Source organism: Peribacillus frigoritolerans, from assembly GCF_004358755.1.
GTDB lineage: Bacteria > Bacillota > Bacilli > Bacillales > Bacillaceae > Bacillus_P.
Genome location: NZ_SMZY01000005.1, coordinates 156,505 through 168,916 on the forward strand (window position 1 = coordinate 156,505; position 12,412 = coordinate 168,916).

The following is a 12,412-nucleotide window of genomic DNA, read 5'->3' on the forward strand; positions in this document are numbered from 1 at the left end:
ACATGGCGCTTACATATAATCAGGACGTGCATAGAATAGTACTGTTGTATCATTACTCTATTTTTTAGTAACCAATGAAAAATTACCTTAGGTGGTGAAGCACTGGTGTCTGCCAAGATGGTGAAATTAAGTTTAAACGATAATTGGAACAAATTTATTGAACAATTTTCAACGTTAGATGTGTATTATTCACAGGAATACAGTAATTTATCTTCTGCTATTGAAAACGGTGCTGCAGAAGCCGTTTTTTATGAAAACGATGATGGGAAAATATTCTATCCGTATATTAAGAGGAAAATTGATTTAAATGAAGAGTATTTAGATATCGTAACTCCTTATGGTTATGGGGGCCCCGTATTAGAGGGGGATCAAAATGCAATTAAAATGTTTTATCGCCAATTTAATGAATATTGCACAGATAACAAAATCATTACAGAGACCGTTAGATTACATCCTTTACTAAAAAATGATGCATATATGAAGGATGTCATGCATGTGGAATATATTAGAAAAACAACTGCAGTAGACTTAACTCTTTCATTAGAAGAAATCAGAAAAAATTACACATCTAACAATAAAAGGAATATCAAAAAAGCAAATAAGGAAGGAGTTAACGTTTTTATTTCAAACAATCATAAAAAAGATATAGATATTTTTATTGATTTATACTATGAAACAATGAATCGAAATAACAGCTTAAGTTATTACTATTTCGATAGATCTTATTTTTACCGTCAGATGGAAGAAATGCTGCTTTGTAAACCCTATCTCTTACTTGCAGAGTATAAAAATCAAATAATAGGAGGAATATTATTACTAATTGGCAATGAATATGCCCATTATCATTTAGGAGCTTCGAAAACAGAATATTTATCTTTAAGGCCAAATAATTTGCTGTTTGACGCGATGATAGAGTTCTCTAAGTCATGTGGATCAAAATTACTGCATTTAGGAGGGGGATATCAAGAAAATGATAGTCTCTTTAAATTCAAAACTTCATTTACAAATAATAACAATTATAATTATTTTCTAGGTAAAAACATATTAAATGAAAAAATTTATAAAGAGTTATCTCAAATTGCAGCAAAGAACCTTTCGCCAATCAGCGATAGCAGTTATTTCCCTCTTTATAGAAGGAAAAATTGATACGGATACTGATTCTTTTATTCAAGACTATCTTTCCGGCATAGGGTCCATTTCTTCTTTTTCTTTCATTTTCCGCTAATTAACTCCTAAAAACACACAACCCTTTTTTCCCTTTTCTCAATACTATATAGCATAAGCTTATAAACTTACCCTCTTTTATTCAGTGAGACATGGTCTATGTTTATGGAAAAGATTATGTCTATTTTTTGTTATAAAGCAGTTAGAAGATTGAATCAAATCATTAAATGATCTTCGTACTTGTGAAATTTATAAAAGGAGAAATGAGAATGGCGTTCTATGCATATGTAGCATATGTAGCAAATGAGATTGATGATACGGTTTCTGTGGTTGAAACGAAAAATAATACAGTTGTGGGCAGTCCGATAACCGTTGGTTCCGACCCTAAGGGGATTGCTATTACACGAAATGGAAAATTTGTATATGTGGCAAATTTTAGTGATGATACAGTTTCTGTCATCGACACGAAAACAAACACCCTGGCAGTGAGGTCCATAGAGGTTGGTAATGGTCCCGTTGGAATAGCTATCACACCGAATGGATTGTTTACTTATGTAACAAATAGTTTAGATGATACGGTTTCAGTGATCCAAATGAAAACAAACACCGTAGTGGGGAGTCCTATAGGGGTTGGGACTGGACCTAGTGCAATCGCAATCGCCCCGAATGGAAGAGCCTATGTGACGAACAGTTTAGACAATACGGTTTCAGTGATAGATACGAGAACCAACATCATAATAGGGAGTCCGATAACCGTTGGTGCTGGCCCTGGTGCGATCGCAATCACCCCGAGCGGAAGATTTGTGTATGTGGCCAACAGTTTAGACGATACAATTTCAGTGATCGACACAAGAAGCAACAAAGCAGTGGGGAACCCGATAACGGTTGGTGCTGGGCCTGGTGCGATCGCAATCATCCCGAGCGGAAGATTTGCGTATGTGGCTAACAATTTAGACGATACAGTTTCAGTAATCGATACGAGGACCAACACAGTAGTGGGGAGCCCGATAACGGTTGGTGCCGGTCCTGGCGCAATCGCGATAACAAGAAATGGAAGATTTGCTTATGTGACGAATCGTTTAGACGATACAGTTTCAGTGATCGATACGAAAACCAATATCAAAACAGGAAGTCCGATCCCGGTTGAAGGAGGTCCAATTGGAATAGGGATTACACCAATACCAATTGCAGTTTCTGAACAAAGTCAATCTCCCTATCAAATTGCAGCGAGAGGGTTGACTATTCCATGGGCTTTAGAGATTTACAACGATACCTTTTATGTGACAGAAAGACCTGGAAAACTGGCAGCCATAAAGGGGGGAACAGTGACACGGCAATCACTGGCTTTATCAAAACCGATAAGGGTTATTGGTGAGGGCGGCTTATTAGGTTTTGTATTAGGTCCCAATTTTGTGACAAACCAAACCGCTTATTTGTATCACACTTATGAAGTGCAAGGGAAGATTTATAATCGCGTGATTTCAGTGAAATTAAGCGGTACTGCCTGGATTGAGCAAAAAGAGCTTCTGGCAGGAATCCCCGGCGGATCAACTCATAATGGGGGAAGAATCGCTATCGGACCTGATGAAAGACTTTATGTCACGACTGGAGAAGCGGGAGTTCGGGCACTAGCTCAGGATTTAAACAGTCTGGGAGGCAAGATTTTACGGATGAACCTTGATGGAACGATCCCTGCAGATAACCCTTTTCCCGAATCTTATATTTATTCATACGGACATCGGAATCCGCAAGGTTTAGCCTGGGATCATAATGGACAATTGTATAGTTCTGAACATGGACCGTCTGGAGAAAACGGCTGGCGGGGACATGATGAAATAAATAAAATCCTGCCTGGGAAAAATTATGGCTGGCCATTGATTTTTGGAGATCAGCAGAGAGCGGGGATGGAAAGTCCGTTATTTCAATCCGGCGACAGTACATGGGCTCCATCAGGGCTTGCCTATCATAATGGAAGTCTGTATGTGGCAGGTCTAAGAGGAGCTCAAATCCGAAAATTTAACCTCTTGAGTAAACAAGAGTCAATTGTTTTAAGCGGATTAGGCAGGCTAAGGAACATCACATTTAAAGGTAACACGGCATACGTGTTAACCAATAATCGTATTGAAAGCGGAAAAAGTGATGACTGGTTAATTTCAACAGATCGATTATAGATGAAATGGGTTTGGGGTAAAAAATAAAGAATCATGTTCATATGGTTCTAGTATGGCTCCATTTTTTAAGCCTTAGTTGATAGTATTAATCTTCAGCAAGTAGAAAAGAGCGAAACCGTGTTTCGCTTTTTGTTTTATAGCAGACAACATCAGAATTAGAAGATTGTCTTTTTAAAAAGAAGTGAATTTTTATCTGCAGAAGATTAATAGGAGAGCGGAATGTTTGATTAGGATTGTCTGTTTTTTTGTTAAATCGTCTGGAGGAATTATTGACCGGCGTGTAAACAGCTTGCACTTTCCATCAATCTTCTTTAAGATAAAATACAGTCAATCTGTTTGTGTATTGATTGCTCAGTTATGAACAAAAATGAAACAACTTATGAAAACATATGTAAATAGCCTGTAAATAGATTGCTTACGTTTTCATAGTATCGTATCATTATGTACATGCATAGCTTTTGTGATGAGAGTTTATTGCCCGTAATTACGGGATAAATTGAAAATTGGTGACATTTTACTTTGAAAATTGTAAATGCTAATTATACATAGATAGGAATTTGAAGGAGTGTAATAAAATGAATAATATTACAATTTATGATGTAGCCCGTGAAGCAAATGTTTCAATGGCTACTGTCTCCCGGGTTGTAAACGGCAATCCGAATGTAAAACCGACAACACGGAAGAAAGTATCAGAAGCAATTGATCGCCTCGGCTATCGCCCGAATGCAGTTGCTCGCGGACTTGCAAGTAAAAAAACGACAACAGTAGGCGTTATTATTCCTGATATTTCAAGCACTTTTTATGCTGAGCTTGCACGGGGTATTGAAGACATTGCCACAATGTACAAGTACAACATCATTTTGAGCAATTCTGATCAAAATCGTGATAAAGAATTGCACTTGCTTAATACAATGCTCGGCAAACAAGTAGACGGCATAGTTTTCATGGGCGGAAATATTACCGATGAGCATGTAGAAGAATTTAAACGTTCTCCTGTACCTATTGTGCTTGCAGCTTCAGTTGATGTGAATGAGGTAACTCCATCTGTCAATATTAATTATGAACAGGCAACGTTTGATGCTGTTTCCATGCTGATTGAAAAAGGGCATAAACGCATCGGATATGTGACCGGTCCTATGGAAGAGCCAATCAACAAAGAGATGAAGATGAACGGATACCGCCGCGCACTTACAGAAGCAGGCATTGACGTGGATGAAGATTTAATTACTGAAGGCGACTATACTTATGATTCAGGTCTTGAAGCATTCGAAAAGATAAACGAATTAACAGATAAACCAACAGCTATTTTTGCCGGCACAGATGAAATGGCATTGGGTGTTGTACATGCAGCTCAGGATAATGGCTATGTGATTCCGAATGATATTGAGATCATCGGGTTTGATAATACAAAATTAGCAACGATGGTTCGTCCTCAATTAACAACAGTTGTTCAGCCGACATACGATATTGGCGCTGTTGCTATGCGTCTTCTGACTAAGCTGATGAACAAAGAAGAAGTGGAAAATCATATTGTTGAGCTTCCGCACCGCATTGAAATCAGACAATCAACTAAAGCATAATAACACAAAAAGAGCATTGGCTTAGCCGATGCTCTTTTTGTTATGTTTCAAAAAAACCATACAAATAGTAAAAGCATCGATTTTTTCGGTCCATGCTTTCTCTTTAAGATAGGCTCTTTCTGTCTTTTCCCTGATTTTGCCTGAGAGGATAAAGAGCTTTCGCCACAGTTTGAGCGTTTTTTTCTTCGATTTCAAGTTTCCTGGGAATGGCTTTATATTGATCCTTGCTGTCTTCCCAGACAGAGGGGAGGGTAACGGGTGCTTCCGGCTGCCAGCGTTTGATCCATTCCTCAGGAAGCGGTCCGGCTGCAGTCTGCTGTTTCATCTGCAGCCAGATCATCGCCCAGGCTCTCGGGACGACTCTCCAGATATCATAGCCTCCCCCACCAACTGCAATCCATTTCCCGCCGCAGTACTGATCTGCGACTTCCTGAGCGATTTTAGGAATTTCCTTGAAAATCGCTGTTGTCGTTGCAAAATGGGTCAGTGGATCATAGAAATGCGCATCTGCTCCATTTTGAGTAATAATGACATCAGGCTTGAAGAACGCTGCAATCTCCCTAATGGACTGTCTGTAGGCATCGATCCATGATTCATCTTCTGTAAAAGCATCAAGCGGAATGTTAAAAGAGTAGCCGTATCCCTGTCCCGCACCCCGTTCGGTCACATTGCCTGTCCCAGGAAATAAATAGCGGCCGGTTTCGTGAATGGATAACGTGCAGACGCTTGGATCATCATAAAACGTCCATTGCACGCCATCCCCATGATGAGCATCTGTGTCAATGTACAAAACTTTTGCCTGATATTTTTCCTGAATAAACTTGATGGCGACAGAGCTGTCATTGTAAATGCAAAAGCCTGAAGCTTTTCCGCGGAAGCCGTGGTGAAGACCGCCTCCGAGATTAAGAGCACGTTTAGCTTTACCTTCCATTACTTGTTCGACTGCAGTAAGAGTGCCTCCGACAAGCAGTGCGCTTGCTTCGTGCATGTTTTTAAAAATAGGTGTATCCTCGGTGCCGATGCCGTAATTAAGCGCTTCTTTTGGATCCAGTTCTCCAGACCCTGCTTTTTTGACAGCGTCTATGTACTTTTTATCGTGAACAAGAGCAAGTTCTTCATCCGTCGCCATTCTTGGTGCAGCCAGTTCATCATCTGACAATGCGTTCATCTTTTTCAGAAGGTCATATGTTAATTCCACCCGGAGCTGATTGAACGGGTGATCCTGGCTGAATTTATATTGCTGAAAAAGAGGAGAATAGATGAAAATATTTTCTTTCATGATGAAATCCCCGGGATGTTAGGCCATAAAACGGTATATCCTTCTTTATTAAGCTCATCGATCAGGGCCATGGGGTTCATTGTCTGCACTCTGAATACGAGAACTTTGAACCGCTCGTCTTTGTCAGGATAAACAAGAACACTGGCAATGTTTACTTTGCTTTTTCTGAAAACATCAGATACCTCAGACAGCATGCCGGCAACATTCGGGACCTTGACCTCGATTTGTGAGCCGGGCTGATTCGCTCCTGTCAGCTGAACGAAGGTATGGAGCAGATCTGTTTCTGTGACAATTCCCACAAGTTTCCCGTGCTTAATAATAGGCAGGCAGCCAATTTTGTGCTCATAAAAAATAGAAGAAATCTCTTCGACAAAATCAAGAGGATGACCAGTAATAGCATCTGTTTTCATGATTGATTTTATTGGTTTATTCAAGGTGTCTTTATTTTCACTCAGCTGAAAGATTGAAGGACTTGCATCTTTAATGTCACGGTCGGACACAATCCCCGCCAGCAGGTCATTTTCAGCTACGATCGGGATATGGCGGATTCGGTGTTCAGCCATTTTATTAATTGCTTCTGCAATGGTTGCATCAGGTGTCAGTGTCACAATATCTTTTTTCATGATTTGTTCAACTATCATACATAAAACCCCTTTGTTTTAAAACGTGAACGAAAGAAGATCAGTACATAAACCGGTTTTTAAATCTGAGCTGATCAAACTGCTGAATTGAATCCTGATTCACTCTTTTTCCGATTTTAGCCATTAGGCAATTTGCGGGGTGGGAGCTGATTTCGGGTTCATCTGTTGCATACCACTCCAAGCCGCCGGCATTCATCATTTTCTCCATCACTTTCCGGTATTCCCACACATTAAGTCCTGTGCCTTTTAAATCCCAGTGCCAATAATATTCTGTGGTGATGGTAATATAGTCTTCCATTGCATCATCCATCATGGAGACCCTGAGGAGGGTTTTTCCGACAGAATAACCGCGGTATTCAGGAATAACCTCGATTGCGCCAAGTTCAATTAGGTTTTCCATCTTGCCTTCTGACCATCTCTCCAGTGGATCTGGATATAAATATGTAACATACCCGACAATGGTATGGCGATTTCTTGCTATAATAATTCGTCCTTCGGGAAGAGCAGCTATTTCAATCAAAGCTTTGTGCTGCTGCTCTGGCTGCCTGAAAGCTACCAGATCATGATGAAATTCAAGACCTGCCAGTTTCTCGGCTTTTATTGGACCTTCGATAATGAGCGGCCCATAAGGAGTTTTAATCTCTTTTGCGTTATAGGTTTTAGGATGTTCCATTCATTCACCGCCTTCTATTGATGCTGGATTTAAATCTATTATACTAGAAAATCAGGTGAATGAAGCGGTTACATTTAAAAACTGTGATTTTTTTAAAAATTGAGAAAAGATAGAATCTGTTCTATAATAGAGAATGTATATACTGAACAAGGGGGAGTTAAAGATGAAGTTGGAAGCGCTGCCAGCAGCAAAGGGGAACCACAATCTCGAAGACTATGCAAAAGCCTATGAAAATTTTGATTGGGCAGAAGCAGAAAAGCATTTATCGTGGTCTGAAACAGGAAGAATTAATGCTGCATACGAAGCAATTGACAAACATGCAGAATCTTTTCGGAAAAACAAGGTTGCCTTGTATTACCGTGACCCTGAAAGAGAAGAAAAGTATACGTTTAAAGAGATGAAAGATTACTCAAATAAAGCAGGAAACATTCTTCGTCAATGTGCAGATGTAGAAAAAGGCGACCGTGTTTTCGTCTTTATGCCAAGAACTCCTGAATTGTATTTTACGGTGCTTGGTGCGATAAAGCTCGGAGCCATTGTCGGTCCTTTATTTGAAGCGTTTATGGAGGGAGCTGTGAGCGACCGCCTTCAGGACAGCGAAGCTAAAGTCATTGTAACAACTCCAGAGCTTCTTGATAGAGTTCCGTTTAATGATCTTCCGGCTCTCAAGCATGTTGTGCTTGTAGGGGAGAATGTTCATGAAGATGGTCCATACATAGATTTCTTGACAAGAATGAAGACAGCAAGCAATAAGCTTGAAATAGAATGGGTAGAAAAAACAGATGGCCTGCTGCTCCATTATACATCCGGTTCAACCGGCAAGCCGAAAGGGGTTCTGCATGTTCATCAGGCGATGATTCAGCATTATCAGACAGGCAGCTGGGTCCTTGATTTAAAAGAAGATGATGTTTATTGGTGCACAGCCGATCCAGGATGGGTCACAGGGACCGTTTACGGGATCTTTGGACCTTGGCTGCACGGAGCGTCAAACGTTATCGTAGGGGGCAGATTTAAGCCTGAACAGTGGTATGAAACAATTCAAAATTATGGAGTAACAGTTTGGTACAGTGCACCAACTGCTTTCAGGATGCTGATGGGTGCTGGAGACGAGCTTGTGAAACAGTTTGACCTCAGTTCATTGAGACACATCTTGAGCGTTGGGGAACCGTTAAATCCTGAAGTTGTCAGATGGGGCGTAAAAGTCTTTGACAACCGTATTCATGATACATGGTGGATGACAGAAACGGGAGCACAGGTAATCTGCAACTATCCGTCCATGGAAATCAAGCCAGGGTCAATGGGTAAACCAATTCCGGGCATCCAGGCTGCAATTGTTGATGACCAGGGCAATGAAGTTCCGCCATACCGCATGGGAAATCTGGCGATTAAAAAAGGCTGGCCTTCCATGATGCATACTATCTGGAACAACAAAGAAAAGTACGAATCTTATTTTATGCCAGGAGACTGGTATGTGTCCGGGGACTCAGCCTACAAGGATGAGGACGGCTATTTCTGGTTCCAGGGCAGAATTGATGATGTCATCATGACATCAGGTGAGCGCGTTGGTCCATTTGAGGTTGAAAGCAAGCTTGTCGAGCATCCTGCGATTGCTGAAGCTGGAGTAATCGGAAAGCCGGATCCTGTCCGCGGTGAAATTATTAAAGCGTTCGTTGCGCTTCGGGACGGGTACGAAGCGACAGATGAACTTAAAGAGGAAATCCGCAATTTTGTTAAAAAGGGGCTTGCTGCTCATGCAGCACCGCGTGAAATTGAATTCCGCGATAAACTGCCAAAAACACGAAGCGGAAAAATTATGCGCCGCGTCTTAAAAGCGTGGGAGCTCGATTTGCCGACTGGCGATTTGTCGACAATGGAAGATTAATAGAATAAGATGAAAAAAGCTTGCAGATATCTGCAAGCTTTTTTAGTATAGGTCACTTTCATTCTTAATCTGATTCAGGATGTTTCTGCAGGTCAGCCATTTGGTTTTTCTTCTTTTGGAGGAGTTTCTTCCTCATTATCCGCCGGCTTCTCCGGAGGTTTAGGGTCCGGTTTCGGATCGGCTGGTTTTGGATCTTTTGGCTTAGGATCCGCTGGCTTTGGTTCAGCCGGTTTCGGATCTTTAGGTTTAGAATCAGCAGGCAATGCTTTGGGCTTTTGAGCTTGATAAGATCCGCTCGTTACAGTAGCAGATGCAGGTGATTCTCTTCCCGCTACATCTACTGCCACTACATAGTAGGCAGCAGGTGAACCTCCTATTGATGCAGAAAGACTTTTTGAAGCAGGAATGCTCGCTACTTTTTTGAAGTTCTTAGAGAAGTTTCCAGCAGCATAAACGCGGTAGCCTACAACATCAGAATCACCGCTTGAATTCCAGTTCAGGCGGCCGCTGCCGATTCTTACTCCGGATACTTGTGATGGAGCAGATCCGTTGTCCCGAATTTCATTTCCATCTGTAACAACAATATTGCCCCAATTTGTTTTATTTGGCAGCAATTCTTTTAAATCGCTGAAGCTGCTCAAATTATGCTTTTGCAGAATTTCTTTTTTCAGCATCACACCTTGCTGAACGAATTCTGAAGGAGCAGAAGGAGGTACCTTATAAGCTCTGTCTTTTACAAATACGTATTTCCCTGATGTTAAGCTGTCATCGTTTTTTGTTGGAACAAACTTCGCATTAAAGAGGTCTGTTGCAACTAGCCCTGCTTGCTGGCACATTTTAGACGGCAGATCTCCAGAGAGAGCGCAGTACGATTTTTGAACGATTCCGCCGGGCATTTTAAAGGTTTCTTTCGGTGCGATGAGCCCCGGATTCACATCATGAGCTGCATTCATCAGTTTTGACCATAAAAGTATGTTTCGGCGGCTGTAAGACATGCCCTTATAATCTTTTTGAACAGATTTGGGAGTATCGTATCCGATCCAAGTTCCAAATGAAACATTCGGATTTGTGCCTACAAACCATATATCCTTATAATCTTGGCTGGTTCCTGTTTTTCCTGCCCAGTCTGCGCTGAATGACAGGTAGTTCTTTGCGGATGAACCCGTTCCTTGTTTGATAACATCGCGCATCATGTCGATTGTTAAATAGGATGTTTGAGGAGTAAATACATCTACTGCTTTTGATTTGTGCTGATAAATGACTTCACCTGATTTTGTCTCAATTTTTTCAATGAGATAAGCATCGATAAACTTTCCGCCATTTGCAAATGTTGCATAGGCGTTTACGTTTTCTTCGACGGTAATGCCATTAGTCAAGCCCCCGATTGAAGTAGCTGGACCGCCGTCGGCTTTAGAGATAGTTGTGACTCCCATTTTCTTTAAATAGTTGAGAGGATTCTGATCCATCACTTTTATATATGACTTGATGGCAGGTATATTATATGACTTTTCAAGTGCATAGCGGGCACTTGTAAATCCGTGGAAGCGGCCGTCAAAATTCTTAGGGTTCCATTCGCCGATTTGCATCGGTACATCTGCAAGAACAGATCCAGGCTGGATGGCGCCGGTTTCCATTGCTGGAGCATAGGCAAGCAGCGGCTTCATCGTTGATCCATTCGATCTCGGCGTATCCATCGCGTGATTAACCTGTTCTCTTTTATGATTTCTTCCCCCGACGAAACTGATGATTTTTCCTGTTTTATTCTCAATTAAAACAGCACCAACCTCAACGGGCTCCTGAACTTGTATTTTCTTCCCCGTATCTTTGTCTATTTTCACTTCAGGTTTATCGCTGCCGTAGTATTCATACGATTCAGCGATGGTTTTCATTTTGTCGTAGATATCTTTTTGAATAGTTGTATGGATTTTATAGCCGTTTTGCCTTAAGTTACGGTCAGCAAGTGCTTTGTATTCTGCGTATAATTCTTTGTTTTCTTTCAGTTCATCCATTTTATGGCCGTCTGATTCGGCAAGCTGCGTTAAAATAATATCAGTAGCGCGCTCTTCGATTTCATAAGTCAGCCAAGGATATTGTTCAATAGAGGAAGGCTTGGCTTTGGCCAGGCTTTTTCTTAAATCAAATTTGCTTGCTTCGTCGTATTCTGCTTGCGTGATGAAGCCTTTTGCATACATGCGTCTAAGAACCGTTTTCATTCTGGATGTGCCGGCATCGAGGTTTTCCTTTATTTCACCTCTGTTTGTAAATGGAGTATAGCCGAATGGACTCTGAGGAAGTCCTGCAATAAAAGCGGATTGGGGAAGGGATAAATCCTTCGCATCCACACCAAATATCCCTTGTGCAGCGGCCTGTACACCGGCAATATTTCTGCCGGAAGCGTTTCTTCCTAAGTCTGCTACATTCAGATAAGCCTCCAAAATTTCCTCTTTTTCAAAGAAGCGCTCAAGTCTGAGAGCAAGCAGGATTTCTTTGGCTTTGCGGTCAAAAGAAACTTCATCTGTAAGAATTTGATTTTTTATCAGCTGCTGAGTGAGCGTGCTTCCCCCGGAACGGTTGGAGGAATTTGTTACTTCTTGAAAAAGGGCACGCATTATCGCTTTAGGGACAACCCCGTCATGTTCGTAGAAAAACTCGTCCTCTGTAGCGATGACAGCATTTTTTACATGCTTTGAAATATCATCAATCTTTACTTCCTGCCGTTCAATATCCGCACGGAGCTTCCCTAAATACACAGAATCGGAAAAATAGATCTGTGAGGTTTCTTCAAAATTATAAATATCTTTTTTCATGGAACTATAAGTGCGGAGAGGTTCATCTTTAACAAGCGATGCAAAATAACCTGCGCCGATTCCGCCGCCAAATGATGCGGCAATTAAACCGATGACAAAAAAGATCAGCATCAGGTTCCAGACGACACCGTATGTAATATTAAACCCTTTAACTGTTCTATGTTTGTAAGGCATAAATTTGCTGTACCAAGTTTTGAATTTATCCATTTATGTAT

At 41.1% G+C, this 12,412-nt stretch carries 8 protein-coding genes; 4 read left to right on the forward strand and 4 right to left on the reverse strand.

Features of this window, described 5'->3' with window-relative positions; genetic code table 11:
- Positions 1-105 precede the first annotated feature (105 nt).
- The 3 genes from E2R53_RS20165 to ccpA all read left to right on the forward strand — a co-directional run bounded on the left by E2R53_RS20165 (position 106) and on the right by ccpA (position 4,915).
- A complete protein-coding gene (locus tag E2R53_RS20165; RefSeq protein ID WP_133313528.1) occupies positions 106-1,146 on the forward strand; it encodes a GNAT family N-acetyltransferase in 1,041 nt (346 codons plus the stop codon).
- 287 nt (positions 1,147-1,433) lie between these two features.
- The gene (locus E2R53_RS23385) at positions 1,434-3,335 is read left to right on the forward strand and encodes a PQQ-dependent sugar dehydrogenase (RefSeq protein WP_206197414.1); all 1,902 of its coding nucleotides are present in this window, start codon (positions 1,434-1,436) and stop codon (positions 3,333-3,335) included.
- Between the two features lie 575 nt (positions 3,336-3,910).
- Complete coding sequence (ccpA, locus tag E2R53_RS20175; protein ID WP_133313529.1) at positions 3,911-4,915, forward strand: catabolite control protein A; 1,005 nt, start codon at positions 3,911-3,913, stop codon at positions 4,913-4,915.
- Between the two features lie 103 nt (positions 4,916-5,018).
- Here ccpA and E2R53_RS20180 read toward each other — a convergent pair whose 3' ends face one another.
- Genes E2R53_RS20180 through E2R53_RS20190 form a run of 3 tightly spaced genes read right to left on the reverse strand, consistent with a single transcriptional unit; the run spans position 5,019 to position 7,508 of the window.
- On the reverse strand, positions 5,019-6,197 hold the full coding sequence (locus E2R53_RS20180; RefSeq protein ID WP_133313530.1) for an acetoin utilization protein AcuC: 1,179 nt from the start codon (positions 6,195-6,197) through the stop codon (positions 5,019-5,021).
- Complete coding sequence (locus tag E2R53_RS20185) at positions 6,191-6,835, reverse strand: acetoin utilization AcuB family protein (protein ID WP_133313531.1); 645 nt, start codon at positions 6,833-6,835, stop codon at positions 6,191-6,193. Before E2R53_RS20185 ends, E2R53_RS20180 begins: the two co-directional genes overlap by 7 nt.
- A gap of 40 nt (positions 6,836-6,875) precedes the next feature.
- On the reverse strand, positions 6,876-7,508 hold the full coding sequence (locus E2R53_RS20190) for a GNAT family N-acetyltransferase (RefSeq protein WP_133313532.1): 633 nt from the start codon (positions 7,506-7,508) through the stop codon (positions 6,876-6,878).
- A 163-nt stretch (positions 7,509-7,671) separates the two neighbouring features.
- Between E2R53_RS20190 and acsA the strand changes: the two genes are divergently transcribed.
- Entirely contained in the window at positions 7,672-9,390 is a 1,719-nt protein-coding gene (gene acsA / locus E2R53_RS20195) for an acetate--CoA ligase (protein ID WP_133313533.1), read from the forward strand.
- A gap of 92 nt (positions 9,391-9,482) precedes the next feature.
- Here acsA and E2R53_RS20200 read toward each other — a convergent pair whose 3' ends face one another.
- Positions 9,483-12,404, reverse strand: a complete 2,922-nt coding sequence (locus E2R53_RS20200) for a transglycosylase domain-containing protein (protein ID WP_133313534.1) — start codon at positions 12,402-12,404, stop codon at positions 9,483-9,485.
- Positions 12,405-12,412 lie beyond the last annotated feature (8 nt).

Excerpts from the sequence above, each read along its gene's own strand:
- ccpA (WP_133313529.1), top strand. The coding sequence starts at position 3,911 with ATGAATAATATTACAATTTATGATGTAGCCCGTGAAGCAAATGTTTCA.
- E2R53_RS20185 (WP_133313531.1), bottom strand. The coding sequence starts at position 6,835 with ATGATAGTTGAACAAATCATGAAAAAAGATATTGTGACACTGACACCT.
- E2R53_RS20190 (WP_133313532.1), bottom strand. The coding sequence starts at position 7,508 with ATGGAACATCCTAAAACCTATAACGCAAAAGAGATTAAAACTCCTTAT.
- acsA (WP_133313533.1), top strand. The coding sequence starts at position 7,672 with ATGAAGTTGGAAGCGCTGCCAGCAGCAAAGGGGAACCACAATCTCGAA.
- E2R53_RS20200 (WP_133313534.1), bottom strand. The coding sequence starts at position 12,404 with ATGGATAAATTCAAAACTTGGTACAGCAAATTTATGCCTTACAAACAT.
- E2R53_RS23385 (WP_206197414.1), top strand. The coding sequence starts at position 1,434 with ATGGCGTTCTATGCATATGTAGCATATGTAGCAAATGAGATTGATGAT.